Genomic DNA, 20,774 nt, shown 5'->3' with positions numbered 1-20,774 from the left:
GTGAAACGGGGCCGCGGGCGAGTGCCCACGGCCCCGTCCGGGAGTGATCGCCGCGCTTCACCGGGATACCGGCTGCAGGACGCGGCCCGACGCGGTCAGGTGTTCCCAGGTCCGGCCGCGCTGGCTGGGCGGCGCTTCGCCGTCCGCCGTGCACGTCGGGTACACCAGGCCGTACGGGACTGGTTGGTGGAAGAGGTCTCCGCTGCGGATGTCGATCAGGTCCCGCGACTGCGCCATCACGGCCTCCCGTCGCGGCAGGGGGAGGTGCCCATAGTCCTGCTCCTCGTCGAACCGGGTGGGGGAGCTTCGGATACCCGCTGAGCTGCACTGATATGCCCGGTTCGTTGCGACGTAAGGGTGAAACCGCGCCAGTGGCGCCGGAAGGTCCGATCGCCGGGGGTGATGAGGTGGGGACCGCATATCACCGGCTGGACTCCCTCTACTAAACCAGGTCTGACCAGCAAAAACAAGACTTGCGCGAGCCGTCGGACAAGCTCACCCTTGCCACCATGAGGTGGGGACCTTCTGGTGAACTCAGCACTGTCCTGTGGATCGGCGGCGCGCAGTGGTCGGGCAAGTCGACCGTCGCCTGGCTCCTGTCGCGCCGATTCGGACTGACCGCCTACCACTACGACTTCCACGACGCCCGAGGCCACTACGACCGCGCGCTGGCGCAGGCCGCGCGCTACCCGCACCGGCACGCGTGGCAGACCCTCCAGGCGCACGATCCCGACACGACCTGGGTGCGGCCGTCACCGCGGGAGATGGCCGAGCACAGCAAGCGCAGCCACGCCGAGCGCTTCGGGATGGTGCTCGACGATCTGCGTGCCCTGTCCAGCGGCCGTCCGCTCGTCGCCGAGGGGTGGGGTCTGCGGCCGGAACTCGTCGCCCCGCTGCTCGCCGACCCGCGCCAGGCCGTGTTCCTGGTGCCGACCGAGGGGTTCCGGCAACGGCAACTGCGTGAACTGCCCAGGGCGGCGAAGGTCTCCGCCGCCGTGAGCGACCCGGAACGCGCGCAGGCGAACCGCCTCGAACGAGACCGCTTGCTGGCCGACGACGTGGTCGACCGGGCGGGGGAGCACGGTCTGCGGGTGATCGAGGTCGACGGCCGCCTCAGCGTGGGCGGCCTGACCACCGTCGTGGCCGACCACTTCAGCCCCTGGTTGACCTGATCGACCTGTCGTGGACTCCGCCGTGCGCACGGCGGAGTCCACGACGGCTACGAGAATCCTCGACCGTCGGGCTGTGGCGGATGCGGTGCGGCGACGCCTTGACCGCGTGGTGCTTCCAGCCGGGGGGCGGTGCTCGGCGTGTCGTGGGCCGAGATGTCTCCGCACCGATTCTCATTCGACTCACGGTGCCGCGCACCGCACGATAAGCCCATGATCCCCACGCCGAAGGTGGTCGCGCTCCGGGCGGCGCTCGACGCCGTCACCGCCGAGGACGTTCCCGGCTGGGCCGCGCACTGGCTGGTCGAGGGGTACGACGGTGACGACCTGCGCACGTTGGCGGGGCTCAGCGGCAAGCACTCGGGGGAGGTGCGCGACGTGCTGGCGGGCGCGCTGGCCGACTGCGGCGCGTCGATCCCGCCCGCCGCCGTGGCCTCCGCCGCGCTGTCCTGCACCCACGTCGCGCAGATGTTCGTAGACGGTCGGGCCGAGTCGCGGTGGGTGGCGCAGAAGGTCGCCGAGATCGTGGAGCGCCTGCCCGCCGACGTCCTGGCGGAGCTGCCGATGGGCCACTTGGCCGACGGGGCCGACGAAGCCGCGGTGTCCCGGGCCTGCGCGGACCACCTCGCCGCCTGGGGCTGACCGCCCGTCCTTTGTGGACCGCCGGCGGAACCGGCGGCGTGCGGACAGCCGAAGGTTCGGGCAAAACAGCCGATCGGACGTTGTCGGCACGTTACGCGCACCCTACGGTCGGATCACGTCCGATCGACGGCACACCCTTGGAGGCCTGCGGTGTCGCGGAAACAGGTTGGCGCCGTGGTCGGCGCGCTCTTGCTCACCGGCTCCACCTTCTTCGCGATCCCCACGACGGCGAGCGCCGTCGACGACCGGCCGACCGCCGTGGTGTCGCTCGGCGACAGCGCGATGTCCGGCGAAGGCGCCGGCTCCTACGAGCCCGGCACCGCGGGCGAGAACGGCAACTGGTGCCACCGCTCCACCCAGGCCATGGTCCACCGCACCCGGCTGGCCGACCGCACGGTCAACCTGGCGTGCTCGGGTGCGGACTCGGCGAACGTGTCCCTCGCCGACACCGTGCACTACACCGAGGGCTCCCAGGCACGGCGGCTGATCGACATCGCCCGCCAGTACCGCGTCACCACGGTCGTGGTGCAGGTCGGCGCGAACGACGACGTGCGGTTCGCCGACACCATGGTCGACTGCGTCGCCGCGTGGGTGAACCCGTTCGGTTCGAGCTGCCGGTCCACGTTGGAACGGGAGTGGTCCGGCCGGCTGGCCGCGATGGCGCCCAAGGTCGAGAACGCCCTGCGCGACGTGCGCGCCGCCATGACCCAGGCCGGTTACCCCAACTCCTCCTACAACCTGGTCCTCACCTCGTACGCCTCACCGGTGACCGAGAAGATGGACCGCTACCTGCACGGGCCGCAGGGCTGCCCGCTGCGCCTCGCCGACGCCGCCTACGGCCGCACCACCGCCGTGCCGCAGCTGTCCGAGGCGCTGCGCGGCGTGGCGACCCGGTCGGGCGTGAAGTTCCTCGACCTCTCCCGCGCGACCGAGAACCGCGAGGCGTGCAGCAAGGGCGAGAGCTCCGCGGGCGAGTGGCAGCGCAGGCTGACCGTCGACCCGTACGCGTTGGTGACCGGCGGACTGGACGCCATCGGCCTGCACCTGGCCCAGCAGTCGTTCCACCCGAACGCCGCCGGCCACGAGCAGCTCGGCCGCTGCCTCACCGAGTTCGTCACCGGCGGCGCGGGCTCGGCCCGGTGCCTCGCCGGCGCCGACGGCAACCTGCACGCGGTCGCGTAGAAGACCCTGACCACCGGAAACCGCTCTCGTCCCCACGCGGGGTGAGAGCGGTTTCCCGTTGGCGCGCAACCCCGATGATCCCCCCGGCGTCATATGGGTAAATTGGCGAAACCGGATAGGGAAATCGCTTTGGGGGGACCGGTGTCCAGAACTGCCTTCGTCCGCGTGTGCGGACTGGCCGCGGTGGTAGTCACCGCGGCCTCGTGCACGTCGACCGGAGCCGAGCCGCTCAACCCGGAGCTCGCGCCGCGTGACACCGTGCAGACCACGGCCAAGCCGACCAGGCAGGACCTGACCAACGAGGTCAGCCTGACCGGCAAGGTCACCATGAACCCGCTGTTCGGGATCGTGGCGCCGGTCGCGGGCCAGGTGCGCTACTGGGACGTGGCCGAGCCGACCGCCACGCCGACCAGGCCGACCCGGATCGCCACCGTCTGGCTCGACGGCAAGCCCAACAACGTCGACGTGCCCGCCGGCTCCACGTTCGGCGGACGCCTGGTCGACGACCGCGCCACGGTCACCGCGGGCATGCCGATCGCGTCGGCGAAGTACGCGGGCTACGGCATCGTCGCCGAGATCGACGGCGAGCAGGCCTACCGGATCGCCGACGCCGCGCAGGGCACCGTGCAGGCGCAGATCAAGAACGGCCCCGGCCCGTTCCCCTGCACGCTGCTCGGCACGATCGCGGCACTGCCCGTCGGCACCGTCCCCGCGCCGCCGCCCGACCTGCCCGAGCCGGACACCGACGCCACCGGCGCCAACACCCCGGCGCCGCCGCCCCGGCAGGAGCCGGAGCCGAACACCTCGTCCGAGCCGACCGGCCTGCGCCTGGTGTGCACCGCGCCCGCCGACGTCAAACTGATCAACGGCGCCGCCGCCACCCTCGAACTGGTCACCGCGTCCGCGCAGAACGCGCTGGTCGTGCCGGTCGAGGCGGTCGCAGGCGGCCAGGGCAAGGGCAAGGTCGACGTGGTCGGGGCCGACGGCACCAGGGTGACCACCGACGTGCAGCTCGGCCTCACCGACGGCAAGGTCGTGGAGGTCAAGTCCGGCCTCACCGGCGAGGAGACGCTGGCCGTGCCGGGACCGAACCTGCCGCCGGGCGAGGCCGCCGGCCAGGTCGAGCCGTCGGCGGGGCGCAAGTGACCACGTCGCCGCTGCTCGTCCCGCCACCGCCGTTGATCCACCTCAGCGGCGTGACCAAGACCCTCAAGGGCCAGGACGAGCCGCGCGCCATCCTCTCCGGCGTCGACCTGACCGTGCACGCGGGCGACAGCGTCGCCATCCTCGGCCGCTCCGGCTCGGGCAAGAGCACGCTGCTCAGCCTGATCGGCCTGTTCGACCGGCCCGACGGCGGCCAGTACCTGCTGGGCGACCGGGACATCACGAAGATCCCCGAACGCAAGGCCGCCGCGCTGCGCAGCGCCGAGTTCGGCTTTGTGTTCCAGCGCTTCTTCCTCCTCAAGCACCTCACGGCCGCGCAGAACGTGGCCATGGCGCTGGTCAACGGCCAGGGCTGGCTGCCGCGGCGCAAGCGCAAGGCCAAGGTGCTCGCGGCGTTGGAACGCGTCGGCATCGGCCACCTCGCCAAGCACAAGCCGCCCCGGCTGTCCGGCGGCGAGCAGCAACGCGTCGCCATCGCCCGCGCCCTGGTGCGCGAGCCCCGGATACTGCTCGCCGACGAGCCGACCGGCGCGCTCGACACCGAGACCGGCAACCTCGTCGTGGAAGTCCTCCGCCAGGCCACCGACGTGGGCTGCGGTCTCGTGCTCGTCACCCACGACCACGACCACGCGGCCAAGATGGGCCGGGTGCTGCACCTGTCCGACGGCCTGCTGCGCCCGGCCGGACAGCGGGTGGTCGCGTGATCAGGCTCTCGGGCAGGCTCCGCGCGTCGCTGATCATCGGCGGCCAGGGCATCCGGGCCCGCAAGCTGCGCACGTTCCTGTCGATGGTCAGCCTGTTCCTCGGCGTGCTCGCCGTCGTCGTGGTGCAGGCCGGCGCGGAGATCGCGAACCGGGCCATGCTCGCCGACGTCGAGCTGTACCAGGGCAAGGACGGCACCCGGCAGATGTACCTGTCGCCGGAGGGGCAGACCGTGCCGGTGGCGTTGGAGGTGCTGAAGGGCCGCACCGACTCCGTCGCCATGACCTCCGCGCGGGCGATCATCGGCGAACCCGGCGTGAAACCGATCAACGAGGGCGGCGGCCCGATCGACCAGCCCGGTGGCGGCGGCGGTCGGATGACGTGCGACGAGAACGGCTGCTACCCGATCGAGGACGGCAACGCCGGTTCACCGCAGGGCCAGGCGATCGAGCTGCAACTCGTCGGGCTGACGGGCGACATCCGCCAGTTCCGGCCGTTCCGCCCGTCGCAGGGCCGGTGGCTCGACTTCGGCGGCGAGCCGTCGCTGGCGCCGCGGCTCGTGCTCAACCTGGAGGCGGCGAAGGCGTTCAGCCGCTACCAGGTGCCCGCCGAGATGAGGGTCGACGGCGCGACCGCCAACCCGACGCCGCAGTTCGTCGGCGTGGTGGACGACGGCGGCTACCAGCCGACCGCCTACGTGCGGTCCGACGAGCTGCTGAACTGGCTGCCGGTGACCAGCATGAGCGACAGCCGGTCGGGCCCCGGCCTGCAGGTGCTCATGACGCCGGCCGCGGTCGAGGTGGAGCACGTCCTGCGGGCCAGGCTCGTCGCGGCGGGCACGCCCGCGGACCGCCTCCACGTCGACACGGTGAAGACGCTCGAGCGCATGTCCACCGAGCTGGCGCTGCTGCGCTGGATCTTCCTCGGCATGGCGGCGCTGGTGCTGATGATCGGTGTCGCGGGCATCCTCAACGTGGGCCTCGCCACCGTCGGCGAGCGCATCGAGGAGTTCGCGCTGCGCCGCGCCGTCGGCACGCCCCGGCTGCTGCTGGCGGGCATCGTGCTGGCCGAGACGTTGCTGACGGGACTGCTGACGGCGGCGTTGGCGATCGGCGCGGGCGTGGTGGGGCTGAAGCTCGCGCTGATGCTGTTCGGCTCGCGGTTCCCGGCGCTGGAGGGCACCGCGTTCCCGTGGCAGGCGGGCGTGGCGGGCGTGATCGCGGGTCTGGTGGCCGGCGTCCTCGGCGGCCTCGTCCCGGCACTGCGCGCGGCCCGCATCCCGATCGCCACCGTCATGCGGGCCTAGCGCCGGTCAGGGAGCGGCGGTCCACGGGCGCACACCGAGCTTTCCGGTGCCGCCGAGGTCGATCGTGACGGGGTCGCCGCGCTCCCCGATCGGGGTGAACACCTGTGTCGGCTCCCCGGGGGCGACGGCGAGTTCCAGGTGCTCGCCGACCACCGGCGGCGCGGACGTGTCGGTGTAGGTGTTGCGCCACAACAACCCAGTCACCGCAGACCCGCCGGGCGCCACCGTGACCGGCCGCGGCTCGGCGTCGAACGCCTCCACCGCGGAGATCCCGGACGACCCGTGCCCGACCGCGACAGGCAACGGCTGCCGTTCGGCGTCCAGGACCGTGACGGCCGGGTAGCCGTCGAGCGTCAACGGCTCCGTGCCGCAGTTCGTCAGCTCCAGCGTCAACACCCGCAGGCCCGAGGCCGCCTCCTCGCCCGTGACCGCGTACTCGACACCGGTCGGGCAGGAGTCGGCGGACGGGGACGGCGACGGCGGCGGAACGGGCGGCGCGGCGGTGCACGCGGACACGACGAACAACAGCGGGAAAAGAAGTCGGGACACGTCACCGATCGTCGCACGAAGCAGGAAGTTGCCCGACCGCGCATTCACGGGATAAGCTCACGCCCGTGACTGCCGGGTCGGCCTTGAGCCACGAGCGAGAGAGTCACCCGGCCACGGTTTGACCGCCGGGTGGGCCAGAGGCCCGCCGCACACCGGGGTTTCCCGGGTTTCCGCGCATGTGCTGTCCACGCACGTAGGCGCGACGCACCCGCACCCCGTTCTCCCCCCGCACCAGCGCACTCCCACGCGCGGGACCGCTGTGCCCGCGCGCCTCCACAAAACCTTCACCGAAAACCACGGTGTCATTCACCCGTGGTCATCCGGTCATGCCCAAAATCAGGAGACGAAACGCAGATGGATTTCAACCAGCAGGTGATCGACGAGTTCCGCGCCAACGCGGGCCGCGTCGGCGGTCCCTTCGAAGGAGGCAGGCTCATCCTGCTGACCACCACCGGCGCGCGGACCGGCGCGCCCCGCACGAACCCCGTCGGCTACCTGCCCGACGGCGACCGCATCGTGGTCATCGCGTCCGCCGGCGGCTCGCCGCGCCACCCCGACTGGTTCCACAACCTCGTGGCCAACCCGGTCGTCCAGGTGGAGGACGGCGTCTTCACCTACGACGCCAAGGCCACCGTCCTCGACGGCCCGGAACGCGACGAGCTGTGGGCGCGTGCGGTCGAGACCGACCCGGGGTGGGCCGAGTACCAGGCCAAGACGTCCCGGCAGATCCCCCTGGTCGCGCTGGCGCAGGTCGCCGGCGGCCCGCCGAACGCGTCCAGCTGGGGCGAGGCGCTCAAGCTCGTGCACGGGGCGTTCCGCCGGGAGCTGGCCACCATCCGGCGGGAGGTCGCCGCGTCGAAGCCGACGCTGGGCGCGCAGCTCAAGGTCAACTGCCTGACCGCGTGCCAGGGCTTGAGCTTCCACCACACGTCCGAGGACACCGGCATGTTCCCGATGCTGCGGGACCGGTTCCCGGAACTCGCGCCGACCATCGACCGGCTCGGCGAGGAGCACGAGCGCATCGCCGCGCTGTTGACCCGGCTGCGGGAAACCCTCGACCGCGGTGACGCGGCGACCCTGCGCGCCGACGTGGACCAGCTGATCGGCGAGCTGGAGGCCCACCTGACCTACGAGGAGGAGCAGTTGATCCCCTTCCTCGACGCCTGACGGCCTCGGTTCGCGTCGATCCGGCGAACCGCGGAACCGATTCCGGCAACCGAACGGCCGCGCGACGCGTAGATCAGGTAGGACGACCGGTCTGCGTTCCCGCGCGGCAGGGCTTCTCCGGCGTGGCCAGTCCACGTCAGGTTGAATGCTCATGTTTTCCCATCCACCGAGCAAGGAGATGTCCGTGGGTAGAGCTAGGGGCTTGGGGGCCCTGTTCGCCTCGCTGGTCGTCGCGGCGACCGTGGTGAGCGCGAACGGGGGAGCCACCGCCGCGCCGTCGGCACGTGCCGCGCTGGACCCGGCGACGGTCGCGGAGTCCGTGCGGTACCTCGTCGACAGCTACGGCGTCAGCGAGCGGGAAGCGCTGCGCCGGCTCGAACTGCAGCACGAGGCGGTGCGCCTGGACGGCGTGCTGCGGGAGGAGAACGCGGCCGAGTACGGCGGCATGTGGCTCGACCAGACGTCCGGTGAGCTGGTCGTGGCCATGACCGACCCGGCTGCCGCGGACCGGCACCTGGAGGACCTGCCCGACCGGGCGCACGTCCGCACGCAGGCCGTGCGGCACTCGTTGGCCGACCTGACCGCCGCGAAGGACCGGATCGCCGCGAAGGTAGGCGCCGGTGCCGAGGCGGTGTACCTGCCCGCGGTCAACGAGCGTGACAACGAGGTCGTGCTCTGGGAGCGGTCGTGGGTCGCGCAGGAGAAGATCGCGGCGGCCGAGGATCAGACGGTGGCGCGGGAGCGTGACGCCGCACGTCGTGCGGTGGCCGACGAGTCCGGCACTTCCGCCGTCTCCACCGACACTTCCGCCGTTCCCTCCGCTTCCGGCACTTCCGATGTTTCCGGCGTGCCCGTGCGCACCAAGGTCCTGCCCAAGCCGAACCCGCTGGCGGACACGTACCCGGACAAGGGCGCCTGCCACCCGCTGGCGTGCGAGAACTACAAGCCGATGCGCGGCGGTCTGCGGCTGGACATGCAGCGGGACGACGGGACGTGGGGCGGCTGCACGTCCGGCTTCAACCTGCGCTCCACCGGCGGTGGTCACCCGGGCAAGGCGTGGGTGCTGACGGCCGGGCACTGCATGGCGACGAAGACCAACAACACGCCGACGCGGCACAACGGCGTGCCCGTGCTCCAGCAGCACGGCATCGAGCGGAACTCCTACCCGTACGACTACGCGGCGCTGCTGTACGTCGACACCCCGACCCGCACCACGTGGCTGGAGAACCACACGGGCCGCAACCGCGTCCTCAAGTTCTGCCGCAACGGTGGGACGGACAGCAACGCCGACACCCCGTGCGGCGTGCAGGAGACGTCGGCTGACGAGCACATCACCGGCACCCACAAGCTGACCGAGGTCAAGGCGGGCTGGATCGTGTGCGCGACGGGCTCCGGCTCCAACGCGGTCGACGACCCGAAGGCGATCGACAGCGGCGCCGGCGAGGGCTACCTCGTGGGCACCCGCTGCGGCCGCGTCCTGTCCACCGACGTCGGCATCAACACCGACATCTGCGCCCGCCCGGGTGACAGCGGCGGTCCACTGTTCAGCCAGGTCGACCACACCGCGCTGGGCATCCTGGAAGGCAACCAGCAGTCCCGCCATGGCGCCTGCGAGCCCGGCGAACTGAACAACTACGTGCCGATCGACACCATCCTGACCGACATCCACAACCGCTACGCGAGCCTGAGGGCGACCTTCTCGGTCATCACCACCCCGAACGGCTGACCTACCCCCACCACCCCCGGCCCGCCTCCCTCACCGTCTCACCGTGGGGGAGGCGGGCCGTTCCACACCCACACACCCACGCGCGCCCCACCCACGCGCGCCCACGCCCGCACCCCAATGCACGAAAGCGCGAACGGCAGGGACGGGCGGTGGCTGAGGACGGGGGCTAAGCGCGGGTGCGGCCCACGTAGATGTTGCGGGCACGGTAGTAAGTGTCGGTGGTCGGGCCCGACGTGCCGGACGAGCCCTCCATCTGCAGGTTGATGATGATCCACATCGGCTTGCCGACGAAGTTGGCGCCCCGGTGCTGCCCGACCCACGCCCCGTCCAGGTAGTAGTGGATGTCCACGTCCGTGGCACTCACCTTGGTGATCCAAGCCCGATACGTGTGCCAAGATCCCGGCGACGACACCGAACGGATGGTGTTCGACCAGCCGCCCGAAGCGTTCTTGTACGTGTTGAACCAGTTCCGCGCGTCACCCTTGTACTCGAGGATGTCGCTCTCCGGCGGCCACGAGTTCGCGCCCGTGAGCCAGAACGCGGGCCACGTCCCACGTGCCGACGGGGCCTGGAACTCGCCGCGCACCTCCCAGTTCGGGAACTGGTCGTTGACCAGCACGTGCTGCCGAGCGTGCACCGCACCGGAGTGGTAGCGGATCGGCAGGTGCGGATCGGCCGAGCTGTTGCCCTCGTCCCAGTTGATCCTGGTCGCCTTGATGACCAGCGTCGACCCTTCGAGGTACACGTGGTTGTGGTCGGACGCGCTCGCGTACATCCGGGCCGTGCCGTTGTGGTCCGAACCCCACGGGTAGCGGTAGTTCCAGACCGATTCCAACGTGCTGTAGTTCGCGAACGAACCGTTGATGACGGTTTCCCAGGTGGCGGCCCGACCGATCCCGGACGTGCCGAGGGCGGCCAGTCCGGCGCCGCCCGCCACCAGGAAACCACGTCGACTCACTGTCACAGGAAAGCCCTTTCCTCGACGACGTTGACGAGGCGGTGTCGCTCCCGAACGTAGAGATCGCCACCGCACCGCGTCAACGGGTCAGGTGACGGGCAGCGGCCTCGAGGTGGCCGAGCCAAGCGGTGAGGGAGGCGTCCAGCGCGGCCTGCATCGTCGGCACGTCGGCCAGCACGGGAGGCCCGTCCCACGACTCCTCGGTCGTCACCACGACGTGATCCCCCTCCGCCGCGAAAGTCCACACGTGCACACCCACGATGCCGTGCGCCGGCCCACCCCAGCACGTCCGGCGCAACGGCACGACCTCCGCCACGGTCGACGTGATGCTCAGCCCGAAGGTCTCCCACGCGAACGCCGCGCCCACCGCGAAACGGCTCCCGCAGAGACGCCGACGTGATGTCCGGCTGCCACTCCGGCCAAGCCGACACGTCGGTGTGCAGCCCCCACACCTCTTCCAGCGAAGCCCGCACAACGGTGCTGTGCCGCGAGATCACGGGCGCGTTCAGGTCGATGTCCATTGTGGTCACACCAGTTCCGGGTCGGGGATCCACGAGCCGTGGATGCCGGAGGGGACGCGCCGCGGCAGCTCCACCACGGCGACGGGATCGCGGCGGACGTCCGTCGCGTCGAGCACGAGCAGTTCGGACGTGTCGCGGGCGAGGTCGCTGACGATCGTCAGCAGGTAGCCCTCGTCCTCACCCGCACCACCGGCGGCGGGCACGAACACCGCCTCGCCGGGCATCCGCCGGGCGCCTGTCGGCGCGACCTGCCGCTCACCGGTGCGGGTGTCGTACTTGACGACCGCGTACCCGTCGAGCCCGGCGCCGGGGAACGCCACCGCGTAGCTGAACCTGTTGGGCCGCCCCAGCAGCTCCTCGTTGATGGTCGGGAACTCGGTCACCAACCCGTCCAGCACCTCCTCCCGCGCCACGCCGGTGGCCGGGTCCAACGTCCACCGGTGGCTGATCGCGCCGGTCATCGGCTCGGCCGGGTGGCCGGGCGCGCCGATCCACCACTTCCACGACGTCTCCCACGACGTCCGGTCGTACCGGGGCCCTTCGATGACGATCCGGCCGTCGACCTCGTGCGCGTTGGCGACGTGCAGCAACGCCCCCGGCTCCACCTCGAACCACTGCACGACGGGCGCGCCCACCCGCGGCATCACGCCGATCCGCGGCCGGTAGGCGTCGCTCCACCGGTACGGGATGCCGGACGTCTCGGCGCGGTCGAACACCACCGGCAGGTCCAGCCACACGACGTGGTTCCCGGTGACGGCGAAGTCGTGCATCAGCGACGGTCCCGCGCCCTCGACCACCTCGGCCCGGGTGATCTCGCCGGCGGGGGAGGAGACGTAGTAGACGAGGTGCGGCGGGAACGGCGAGTAGGCGAAGAAGTGCAGCTCGCCGGTGACCGGGTCCTCCTTGGGGTGCGCGGTCATCGCCGTGGTCAGCTTGCCGTGGAAGTCGAACGGTCCGACGGTGTCCAGCTCCGGCGTCAACTCGAACGGCAGGTTGGCCTCCTGCAACGCCAGGATGCGCCCGCCGTGCTCGATCACGTGCGTGCCGGCGACGCTCGCGGTCAGGTCGTGCTGGTCGTGCTCCCGCGCGCCGCCGTCCAACGCGGGCGTGCGCACCCACCGGTTGCGGTACCACTCGGCGCGGCCGTCGAGCAGGCGCAGCCCGTGCACCATGCCGCTGCCTTTGAACCAGTGGCTCGGCGTGACGCCCGGCTTGGGGTTGTGGCCGTTGCGGAGATAGCGACCGCGCAGTTCGGGCGGCACCGTGCCGCGCACGACCAGGCCGGTGGCCGTGGTCTCGTCGGGGACTGGGGTGTAGTGGCCTTCGAGGTACGGCTTGTTCATCACGAGTCGACTCCCTTGCTGGTGAGGACGGCGGCGAGCACGGCGAGCGCCGCGATCGCGGTGAAGGTGGCGGCGAAACCGGCGCCGGCCGCGACGAGCGCGGCCAACCCGATCGCGCCGCCGACCTGACGGGTGGTGGTGACCAGACCGCCGGCCAGGCCCGCGTCGGCGACGGGCACGTGCCGGGCGGCGGCCGAGGTGAGGCGGACGAACGCGACGCCGAGGCCGGCGCCGGTGAGCAGGGACGGGCCGAGCACGTCGACCGGGAACGCCGGGCCGAGCGCGAACCAGCCGAGACCGGCGGCGAGCACGAGCAGCGACAGGGGCGTCGTGCCGCGTCCGGGCAGGCGTGGTGCGACCGCGGAGCCGACCACGACCATGACGGCCAGCGGCACCTGCGCGAGTCCGGCTTGCAGCGGCGAGTAGGCGAGGACTTGTTGTTGGTAGAGCGGCAGGAAGTAGAACAGCCCGACCCACACCGCGCCGAGCACGGCCATCGCCGCGTTGGCCACGGCCACGCCGGGCACGGTGAAGATGCGCGGTGGCATCAGCGGGTGGCGCGATTTCCGTTGCACGAGCAGGAAAACCGCCAGCAGCGCGACGCCCGCCGTGATCGGGGGGACGGGGTGCCGCGCGGTCAGGCCGTAGGTCAGCGCGACCAGGCCGCCGGTCACGGTCAGCGCGCCGACCACGTCGACCCGCCGTGAACCGGCGCGCGGCTCGTCGACGGGCACCAGGGCGAGCGTGGCCACGAACGCGCCCGCCGCCACCGGCACGGCCGCGAGGAACAGCGCGGGCCACCCGAACGCGCTGGTCAGCACCCCGCTCAGCAGCACACCGGCCGCGCCGCCCGCACCCGACACCGCGCCCCACAGGCCCAGCGCCCGGCCGTCGTAGAGGCGCAGCACCAGCGCGAGCGCGGCGGGGGCGAGCAACGCCGCCGCGACACCCTGCACCGCTCGTGCGGCGATCAGCACCTCCGCCGACCGGGCCAGGCCCGCGCCAAGCGAGCCCGCCGTGAAGCCGACGAGCCCGGTGAGCAGGACCCGGCGCGCGCCGAACAGGTCGGCGAGTCGTCCGCCGAGGAGCAGTGGCGCGCCGAACGCCAGGCCGTAGGCGTTGACCACCCAGGACGTGCCTTCCGGGGTCAGGTCGAGGCCGGCGCGGATCGCGGGCAGCGCCACGTTGACGATCGACGTGCTGAGCACCACCAGGAACCCGGCGGTGGCCAGCACGGTGAACGGGGCCCAGCGGGTGGTCGTGGTCGTCATGACACCTCCCTTCGCAAACTATGACTGGTCAATCACTCACTCTTGCGGCCGAGGAAAAGGCCGCTGGTGAGGCGGCCTTTCCGCGCGGGTCAGTAGTGGCGGATGCCCTTGGACAGCGTCTTCGCCCACGGCGCGTCGACGGCGTCCGCGTTCACCGCCATCACCATGTGGCACAACATGCCCATGGCGAAGAACTGCTGCACCTGCTCCTCGCTGCCGCCGGACACGCCGCGCACGTACTCGACCGTCCGCGCGACACCGCGTTGGACGACCTCGCGCACGGCCGGTTCGGAGATCGCCGCGCACTGGGCGTGCATCTGGACGAGCAGGAGCGTGTTCTCGTCGGAGATCAGGCGGGCGTAGGCGTCGCCCATCACGTAGAGGATGTCCTCGGGCGTGCTGCCCTTGGCCTCCGCGACCCCGTCGGCGAGACTTTCCCTGATCCGCGCGAAGCAGTGCTCCACCACGGCCAGGAACAGGGCTTCCTTGTCGGGGAAGAGGCGGTAGACGTAGGCCTGGGAGATGCCGGCCGACTTCGCGACCTCGCCGGTGGTGGTGCCGTAGTAGCCGCGGGCGGCGAACGCGCCGATGGCGGTGCGCAGGACCGTCTCGCGACGTTCCTCGGCGGTCGACAGTCGACGTTCGCTCGGTGCGGCAGGCATGGGTGTAATTAACCACTCACACCTGCGGAAGTCAAGTCGACCCCTCCCGGCACGGGGCTTCGCGTGCTCAGTCGGGCGGCACAGGCATCCTTTCCCCCTGCGCGACCAACCCGAAAATCACCGGGTCCCACCGTCCGGTAGCGAAGGAGACCGCCGATGGGCGTCCTGATCGACTACTTCCGCGCCGTGGCGTGACGCCGAGGAGAAGCTCTACTGCTGGATGTGCCTGTGACGACGCGGAACCACGCACTACCACGGGCCACACCGGAAGAACTCCCGTCGATCGACGGATTGTGAGCAGGGCGTTCGCCACGGACGATGAGTCGCCGGCTGAGGGGCCGGCTGGATAGTTCCCTGCGATCTCGACGTCCGGCCACCCTGCGAGCACGATCCCGGCCGGGCGCGGGAAGGATCAACCGTGCGCGACACCGTGAGAAAGACGCTTGCCCTCGGTGTGGGCATCGTCGCCGCCCTGGCCGCCTTCGGGGGCCAGGCGGTCGCCGCCCCGCCGCCGCCGGACACCGGCACCCCCACGCCCATGGTCGTGGGCGGCACCCAGGCCACCAAGGGCGAGTTCCCCTGGATGGTCCGCCTGTCCATGGGCTGCGGCGGCTCGATGCTGACCGACCAGCTGGTGCTGACGGCGGCGCACTGCGTCAGCCGCACCGGCAACAACACCTCCATCACCGCCACCTACGGCGTCGTGGACCTGCAGGACACGACCCGCGTCACGCGCACGTCCACCTACGTGCACCGCGCGCCCACCTACGGCACGGCCACCGGCGGCGACTGGGCGATCATCAAGCTGGCCAGTCCGATCACCGGAGCGGCGCTGCTGCCCATCGCCACCACCGCGGCCTACAACACCGGCGTGTTCACCGTCGCCGGCTGGGGCGCCACGCGCGAGGGCGGCAGCCAGTCCCGCTACCTGCTCAAGGCGAACGTCGACTACATCGACGACACCACGTGCAAGAACGCCGACCCGTACTACGCGGACCTGATCCCGGCCGCCGAGCTGTGCGCGGGCAGGCTCGCGGGCGGCGTCGACACGTGCCAGGGCGACTCGGGCGGCCCCATGTTCCGCCGCGACAACAACGGCGCGTGGGTGCAGGTCGGCATCGTCAGCCACGGCAACGGGTGCGCGCGTGCGGACAACCCCGGCGTCTACACGGAGGTCAGCACGTTCGCCGCGGCGATCAACCAGGCGGCGGCCGACCTCGGCGGCACGCCCCAGCCCCCCGGCAAGGTCTTCGAGAACCTCGACAACGTCACGATCCCCGACGCGGGCACGGCCGTCTACAGCAACGTCACCGTGAGCGGCATCGCGGGCAACGCGCCGTCCACCCTCAAGGTCGGCGTGGACATCAAGCACAGCTGGAGCGGTGACCTGGTGATCGACCTGGTCGCGCCGGACGGCTCCACGTACCGGATGAAGAGCTCCAGCAGTTCCAGCACGCCCAACGTGGTCACCACCTACACCGTGAACGCCTCGTCCGAGGTCGCCAACGGCACGTGGCGGCTCAAGGTGCAGGACGTCTACAGCCAGGACACCGGCTACGTGGACGCCTGGCGGCTCACCTTCTGATCGGCCTCCGTCCGATCGCACGACCCCGACGACCGCGCGCCGAGCACTCGGCGCGCGGTTTGTCATAGCTGTGCCAAAAGTCTTCGCGGAAATGTGCGTGTCCGTGCCAATTGATCTTCTTGATCCTTTCTGTGTCTCGTTCGTGCAGGTCACAGGCTAGGTAATTGTTCGAATGTGACAATTTCCAGACCCGTCCGAGAATGGGCATTCGGCAGTCTTGCGCAAGTGTTGCGGCGTGGTTAATTTCCCCTTGCAGCACGTCTACGAACCATTCCACCCCTTATTTGCCGGCGTGCGCTCGGCGTCAGGGAGGACGTTCCCGTGAGACACAGAAGACCAGCCCGAGGGCTGACCAGGCTCGGCGCGGCGGCCACCGCGACCATGGTCGTCGCGGGCCTCGCGCTCGGCGTGGGCACCGGTTCGGCCGCCCAGGGCGACCTGACCCAGACCTACAGCTGCCCGTTCCCCCTGATCGGCGACCAGAACGTCTCGGTGGACATCAAGACCACCCAGCCCGGCACGGTCGCCGCCGGCGCGTTCACCCCGAAGCTCGACATCACCGCCGTGTCGAACGCGGGACCCACCGCGACCCAGGGCCTGCGGCTCGTCGGCGCCGAGACGATCCGCGGCACCGCCCGCGCCACGTCGAAGGTCACCGCGCCCGGCGACCAGGGCGCGCTCACCGTGCAGGTCGCCAGCGACGTGCCCGACCAGCCGATCCCCGCCGTCGGCAACGACCTCGTGCTCAACGCGGTCGGCTCCGCGCCCGGCCTGCGCTTCGACCAGCCAGGCACGGCCACCGTCGAGGTGACCGACCTGGTGCTGGAGATGACCCCGCTGCGCGCCGACGGCACGCCGACCGACCTGGGCACGTTCGTCGCCGACTGCACGCCGACGCCGAACCAGGACACCGTGCTCCAGACCTACACCGTGACCGGCGCGGCCGTCACGCCCGAGACACCGGCCGGCACCGGGAGCACGCCGCCGCTGCGCCAGGTCTACAACTGCCCGTTCCCGTTGATCGGCAACCAGAACGTCACCGTCGACATCGACACCTCCCTGCCGGCGGAGATCGGCGTCGGCGAGTTCACGCCGCGCATCGACATCACCGCCGTGTCGAACGCGGGACCCACCGCGACCCAGGGCCTGCGGCTCGTCGGCGCGGAGACCATCCAGGGCACGGCGGTCGCGACCTCGCTCGTGCGGTCGCCGGGGAGCCACCTGGCCGTGGCCGTGCCGACCAACGTGCCGAACCAGCCGATCCCGGCCAGTGGTGACCTGATCATCAACGCCGCCGGCGCCGCACCCGCGCTGCGGTTCGACCAGCCGGGCACGGCGACGCTGTCCGTGCACGACCTCGTGCTCACCATGACCCCGAAGAAGGCCGACGGCACCGACACCGGCCTCGGCACGTTCGTCGCGGACTGCACGCCGGTCGACCCGGCCCAGCGGACCGTGCTGCACACGTTCACCGTCACGCCGGCGCCGGACACGGAGGCGCCCGCCACCCCGTCCGGCCTGACCGCCGGTGAGACCACGCAGACCAGCGTCTCCCTGGCCTGGACGGCGGCCACGGACAACGTCGGCGTGACCGGTTACGACGTCTACGTCGGCAACACACTCGCGACCACCGTTGAGGGCACCACCGCCACCGTCGACGGCCTCGCGCCCGACACCGAGTACAGCTTCACGGTGGTGGCGAGGGACGCGGCGGGCAACCGCTCGTCGGCCAGTGCAGCCGTCACCGCCCGCACCAAGGCCGCCCCGGACACCCAGGCCCCGACCGCGCCGGGCAACCTCGCCTCCACCGGTGCGACGCCGACCAGCGTCTCCCTGGAGTGGGCGGCGGCGAGCGACAACGTCGGCGTCACCGGCTACGAGGTGTTCAACGGCACCGCGTCGGCGGCCACCACGACTGGCACCACCGCCACGGTCGAGGGACTGAGCCCGGACACCGAGTACACGTTCACCGTCCGGGCCGAGGACGCCGCCGGCAACGAGTCGGCCGACAGCGCCGCGCTCACCGTCCGCACGCCCGCCGCGCCCGACACCGAGGGCCCGAGCGCACCGGCCAACCCGCGCTCCACCGGCGCGTCCGCGTCGAGCATCGGCCTGGCGTGGGACGCGTCCACGGACAACGTCGGCGTGACGGGCTACGAGGTGTTCAACGGCTCTGCGCTCGCGGCCACCGTGGAGGGCACCTCCGCCACGGTCGACGGTCTGAGCCCCGACACGGAGTACACGTTCACGGTCGTGGCGAAGGATGCGGCGGGTAATCGTTCGTCGGCCAGTGCCGCTGTCACCGCCCGCACCGAGACCGTGCCGGACACCGAAGGTCCGACCGCGCCGACCGGTCTCACGGCCACTGCCGTCACGCAGTCCAGCGTCTCCCTGCAATGGTCGGCCGCGAGCGACAACGTCGGCGTCACGGGTTACGACGTCTACAACGGCAGCACGCTCGCCACCACGGTGGAGGGCACCACCGCCACGGTCGACGGCCTGACACCGGCCACCGAGTACACGTTCACGGTCGTGGCGAAGGATGCGGCGGGTAACCGTTCGTCGGCCAGTGCCGCCGTCACCGCCCGCACCGAGACCGCGCCGGACACCCAAGCGCCCACCGCGCCCAGCGTCCTGCGCTCCACCGCCCAGACCGAGAACAGCGTCGCGCTGGCGTGGGACGCGTCGACCGACAACGTCGGCGTGACCGCCTACGACGTCTTCAACGGCAGCACGCTCGCGGCCACCGTCGAAGGCACCACGGCCACGGTCGACGGCCTGACGCCGGACACCGAGTACGCGTTCACCGTCGTCGCGAAGGACGACGCGGGCAACACGTCAGCCGCGAGCACCGCGCTGAAGGTCCGCACGAAGGCGGGCCAGGGTCCACCGGTCGTCCGGTACGGCTACCGCCTGACCGGCAGCACGAGGATCAAGGCCGCCAACGGCACGGTCGCCCTCACCGGCGGCATCGACGCGGCGCTCGACCTGTCCACCGGCGCGTTCGACGCCGACCTGACCCTCGACCCGACCTCCGGCCGGTTCCGGGCCTTCGGGTTCGTGCCGGTCAAGGCGAGGATCGAGTTCGCGCAGGCGGCCAGGACCACCGGCACGGTGGCGGCGGGCAAGCTGACGTCGACGTCGAGCGTGACGGTGAAGCTGCCGCACATCACCGTGCTCGGCATCCCGGTCAGCACCAGCCCGGACTGCCGCACCAGGACACCGGCGTCGATCCCGCTGGCGTCGAAGCCCGGGTTCGACCCGCTCGCCGGCGGCACGCTGACGGGCGTCTACACGCTGCCCCCGCTGACCGGCTGCGGCCCGCTCACCGGCCTGATCAGCGGCGTGACGTCGGGTCCGGGCAACACCATCGAGGTGACGCTGGCACCGAGGCGTTGACGCCTGACCGTGTGGCCCCGCTCGGGACATCCGCGCGGGGCCACACGTCGGCACAGTTCGCGGCGAGGATCGCACAGCGGAAGAAGCACACGGTGGTCAACGCTGTCAGAGTCGTCGGATGACGCATGCGGTGGTGTTGGGCGCGAGCATGGGTGGGTTGCTGGCAGCGCGCGCGTTGGTCGGCTCCTACGACCGGATCACGGTGGTCGACCGCGATCCGCTGTCGGAGGACGTCGGGCACCGGCGCGGCGTGCCCCAGGCCAAGCACTTCCACACCATCCTGTTGCGCGGCGTGCAAGCCCTCGACGAGATGTTCCCCGGCCTGACCGACGAGCTGGTCGCCGCGGGAGCGCTGCGCGTCGGCTTCAACGTCGACGCGCGGTTCGTGCTCGCGGGCCACCCCATGGTGCGCTCGGACACCGGCGCGTCCGACATCCAGACGACCCGGCCCATGCTGGAGGGCGCGGTCCGGGCGAAGGTCGCGGAGTTACCGGGCGTGCGGCTCGCGCCGGGGTGCGACGTGGTCGGCCCGGTGTTCGAGGACGGTCGGGTGACCGGCGTGAAGGTCACCCGGGACGGCGCGGAGGAGGTGCTGGCCGCCGACCTCGTGGTCGACGCGATGGGCCGGACCGGTCGGGCCCGGGCCTGGCTGGCGGCGCTGGGCCTGCCGACGCCCGCCGAGGACCGGATCGACGTCGACATGATGTACGCGAGCCGGCTGGTGCGCCCCGCCACGCCGTTCAAGGACAAGCTGGTGCTCGTCGGCCCGGTGCCCGGTCGGCCGACCGGGTTCGCGTTCGCCGCGCAGGAGCACGGCCAGTGGATGGTCACCCAGGTCGGCATGGCCGGCGACCACCCGCCGACCGACGAGGCGGCTTTCCTGGCGTTCCTCAAGCGGTCCGCGCCGCCGGACGTGCAGGACGCCGTGGTCGCCTCGGAGCCGCTCACCGAGATCCGCACGCACCGGTTCCCGGCCAGCCTGCGCCGCCGCTACGAGCGGTTGGCGCGGTTCCCGGAGGGCCTGCTGGTCTTCGGCGACGCGATGTGCAGCTTCAACCCGATCTACGGCCAGGGCATGACCGTCGCGGCGATGGAGGCCGAGGCGCTGCGGAAGTGCCTGAAGGACGGTGAAGCGGACCTGGCGCGGCGGTTCTTCCGCGCCGCGGCCCGGATCATCGACCCGGTGTGGCAGCTCAACGCGCTCGGCGACCTGGCGCTGCCGGAGATCACCGGCCACCGGTCGCTGTCCACCAGGGCGTTGAACCGGTACGTGGCCCGGCTGCAACGCGTCGCCACGCACGACCCCGTGGCCGCCGCCGCGTTCATCCGCACCATCGGGCTGCTCCAGCCGCCGACGTCGATCCTGCGCCCGGACGTGCTGGCGCGCGTCGTGGTCGGTGGTCTGCGCCGCGGCTGAGCCCGCACGGC

18 protein-coding genes and 1 pseudogene are annotated in these 20,774 nt (G+C 71.5%); 12 read left to right on the top strand and 7 right to left on the bottom strand.

Going from position 1 to position 20,774, the window contains the following annotated elements; translation table 11 throughout:
• Nucleotides 1-57 precede the first annotated feature (57 nt).
• Complete coding sequence (locus ADK67_RS17780; protein WP_053717557.1) at nucleotides 58-237, bottom strand: hypothetical protein; 180 nt, start codon at nucleotides 235-237, stop codon at nucleotides 58-60.
• Between the two features lie 272 nt (nucleotides 238-509).
• Between ADK67_RS17780 and ADK67_RS17775 the strand changes: the two genes are divergently transcribed.
• The 6 genes from ADK67_RS17775 to ADK67_RS17750 all read left to right on the top strand — a co-directional run bounded on the left by ADK67_RS17775 (nucleotide 510) and on the right by ADK67_RS17750 (nucleotide 6,165).
• The gene (locus ADK67_RS17775; protein ID WP_053717556.1) at nucleotides 510-1,172 is read left to right on the top strand and encodes a hypothetical protein; all 663 of its coding nucleotides are present in this window, start codon (nucleotides 510-512) and stop codon (nucleotides 1,170-1,172) included.
• Between the two features lie 210 nt (nucleotides 1,173-1,382).
• Nucleotides 1,383-1,811: a hypothetical protein gene (locus tag ADK67_RS17770; protein ID WP_053717531.1), complete on the top strand. Its 429-nt coding sequence runs from the start codon at nucleotides 1,383-1,385 to the stop codon at nucleotides 1,809-1,811.
• Between the two features lie 174 nt (nucleotides 1,812-1,985).
• The gene (locus ADK67_RS17765; RefSeq protein WP_157620517.1) at nucleotides 1,986-2,993 is read left to right on the top strand and encodes a GDSL-type esterase/lipase family protein; all 1,008 of its coding nucleotides are present in this window, start codon (nucleotides 1,986-1,988) and stop codon (nucleotides 2,991-2,993) included.
• A 141-nt stretch (nucleotides 2,994-3,134) separates the two neighbouring features.
• Nucleotides 3,135-4,139: an efflux RND transporter periplasmic adaptor subunit gene (locus ADK67_RS17760; protein WP_231648238.1), complete on the top strand. Its 1,005-nt coding sequence runs from the start codon at nucleotides 3,135-3,137 to the stop codon at nucleotides 4,137-4,139.
• Entirely contained in the window at nucleotides 4,136-4,861 is a 726-nt protein-coding gene (locus ADK67_RS17755) for an ABC transporter ATP-binding protein (protein WP_231648237.1), read from the top strand. The genes ADK67_RS17760 and ADK67_RS17755 overlap by 4 nt, the downstream gene beginning before the upstream one ends.
• On the top strand, nucleotides 4,858-6,165 hold the full coding sequence (locus tag ADK67_RS17750) for an ABC transporter permease (protein ID WP_053717528.1): 1,308 nt from the start codon (nucleotides 4,858-4,860) through the stop codon (nucleotides 6,163-6,165). Before ADK67_RS17755 ends, ADK67_RS17750 begins: the two co-directional genes overlap by 4 nt.
• A gap of 6 nt (nucleotides 6,166-6,171) precedes the next feature.
• On the opposite strand, the gene ADK67_RS17745 is transcribed toward ADK67_RS17750, so the two are convergent.
• Complete coding sequence (locus tag ADK67_RS17745; protein WP_063797633.1) at nucleotides 6,172-6,714, bottom strand: DUF4232 domain-containing protein; 543 nt, start codon at nucleotides 6,712-6,714, stop codon at nucleotides 6,172-6,174.
• Nucleotides 6,715-7,068: 354 nt separating this feature from the next.
• On the opposite strand from ADK67_RS17745, the gene ADK67_RS17740 reads away from it, so the two are divergent.
• Together ADK67_RS17740 and ADK67_RS17735 are read left to right on the top strand one after the other, a co-directional pair.
• A complete protein-coding gene (locus ADK67_RS17740; protein WP_053717527.1) occupies nucleotides 7,069-7,881 on the top strand; it encodes a nitroreductase/quinone reductase family protein in 813 nt (270 codons plus the stop codon).
• A 184-nt stretch (nucleotides 7,882-8,065) separates the two neighbouring features.
• Nucleotides 8,066-9,607: a hypothetical protein gene (locus ADK67_RS17735; RefSeq protein WP_053717553.1), complete on the top strand. Its 1,542-nt coding sequence runs from the start codon at nucleotides 8,066-8,068 to the stop codon at nucleotides 9,605-9,607.
• A 166-nt stretch (nucleotides 9,608-9,773) separates the two neighbouring features.
• Here ADK67_RS17735 and ADK67_RS17730 read toward each other — a convergent pair whose 3' ends face one another.
• The 5 genes from ADK67_RS17730 to ADK67_RS17710 all read right to left on the bottom strand — a co-directional run bounded on the left by ADK67_RS17730 (nucleotide 9,774) and on the right by ADK67_RS17710 (nucleotide 14,362).
• Nucleotides 9,774-10,565, bottom strand: a complete 792-nt coding sequence (locus tag ADK67_RS17730) for a family 16 glycosylhydrolase (protein WP_231648236.1) — start codon at nucleotides 10,563-10,565, stop codon at nucleotides 9,774-9,776.
• A 79-nt stretch (nucleotides 10,566-10,644) separates the two neighbouring features.
• The gene (locus ADK67_RS17725) at nucleotides 10,645-10,932 is read right to left on the bottom strand and encodes a hypothetical protein (protein ID WP_053717525.1); all 288 of its coding nucleotides are present in this window, start codon (nucleotides 10,930-10,932) and stop codon (nucleotides 10,645-10,647) included.
• 159 nt (nucleotides 10,933-11,091) lie between these two features.
• The gene (locus tag ADK67_RS17720) at nucleotides 11,092-12,429 is read right to left on the bottom strand and encodes a carotenoid oxygenase family protein (protein ID WP_053717524.1); all 1,338 of its coding nucleotides are present in this window, start codon (nucleotides 12,427-12,429) and stop codon (nucleotides 11,092-11,094) included.
• Nucleotides 12,429-13,700 (bottom strand): MFS transporter, encoded by a 1,272-nt coding sequence (locus ADK67_RS17715; protein ID WP_053717523.1) that lies wholly within the window; start codon nucleotides 13,698-13,700, stop codon nucleotides 12,429-12,431. Before ADK67_RS17715 ends, ADK67_RS17720 begins: the two co-directional genes overlap by 1 nt.
• An 89-nt stretch (nucleotides 13,701-13,789) precedes the next feature.
• On the bottom strand, nucleotides 13,790-14,362 hold the full coding sequence (locus ADK67_RS17710) for a TetR/AcrR family transcriptional regulator (RefSeq protein ID WP_053717522.1): 573 nt from the start codon (nucleotides 14,360-14,362) through the stop codon (nucleotides 13,790-13,792).
• A 418-nt stretch (nucleotides 14,363-14,780) separates the two neighbouring features.
• Here ADK67_RS17710 and ADK67_RS17705 point away from each other — a divergent pair.
• The 4 genes and pseudogenes from ADK67_RS17705 to ADK67_RS17695 form a co-directional block, all read left to right on the top strand.
• Nucleotides 14,781-15,581 (top strand): annotated as a pseudogene (locus ADK67_RS17705) (S1 family peptidase); the annotation flags it as partial.
• A gap of 93 nt (nucleotides 15,582-15,674) precedes the next feature.
• Entirely contained in the window at nucleotides 15,675-15,947 is a 273-nt protein-coding gene (locus ADK67_RS55085; RefSeq protein WP_331459311.1) for a proprotein convertase P-domain-containing protein, read from the top strand.
• Nucleotides 15,948-16,268: 321 nt separating this feature from the next.
• Nucleotides 16,269-19,346 carry a fibronectin type III domain-containing protein gene (locus ADK67_RS17700; protein WP_231648235.1) on the top strand — a complete coding sequence of 1,026 codons (3,078 nt, stop codon included), beginning with the start codon at nucleotides 16,269-16,271 and terminating at the stop codon, nucleotides 19,344-19,346.
• Nucleotides 19,347-19,464: 118 nt separating this feature from the next.
• On the top strand, nucleotides 19,465-20,763 hold the full coding sequence (locus ADK67_RS17695; protein WP_053717519.1) for an FAD-dependent oxidoreductase: 1,299 nt from the start codon (nucleotides 19,465-19,467) through the stop codon (nucleotides 20,761-20,763).
• Nucleotides 20,764-20,774: the final 11 nt, after the last annotated feature.

It is taken from the genome of Saccharothrix sp. NRRL B-16348 (assembly GCF_001280085.1).
Taxonomy (GTDB): Bacteria; Actinomycetota; Actinomycetes; order Mycobacteriales; family Pseudonocardiaceae; genus Actinosynnema.
This window is presented reverse-complemented; position numbering and strand designations above follow the sequence as displayed.

Coding starts and splice junctions, on each gene's coding strand:
- ADK67_RS17780 (WP_053717557.1), bottom strand. CDS start 237: ATGGCGCAGTCGCGGGACCTGATCGACATCCGCAGCGGAGACCTCTTC.
- ADK67_RS17770 (WP_053717531.1), top strand. CDS start 1,383: ATGATCCCCACGCCGAAGGTGGTCGCGCTCCGGGCGGCGCTCGACGCC.
- ADK67_RS17720 (WP_053717524.1), bottom strand. CDS start 12,429: ATGAACAAGCCGTACCTCGAAGGCCACTACACCCCAGTCCCCGACGAG.
- ADK67_RS17715 (WP_053717523.1), bottom strand. CDS start 13,700: ATGACGACCACGACCACCCGCTGGGCCCCGTTCACCGTGCTGGCCACC.
- ADK67_RS17710 (WP_053717522.1), bottom strand. CDS start 14,362: ATGCCTGCCGCACCGAGCGAACGTCGACTGTCGACCGCCGAGGAACGT.
- ADK67_RS17775 (WP_053717556.1), top strand. CDS start 510: ATGAGGTGGGGACCTTCTGGTGAACTCAGCACTGTCCTGTGGATCGGC.
- ADK67_RS17740 (WP_053717527.1), top strand. CDS start 7,069: ATGGATTTCAACCAGCAGGTGATCGACGAGTTCCGCGCCAACGCGGGC.
- ADK67_RS17695 (WP_053717519.1), top strand. CDS start 19,465: ATGACGCATGCGGTGGTGTTGGGCGCGAGCATGGGTGGGTTGCTGGCA.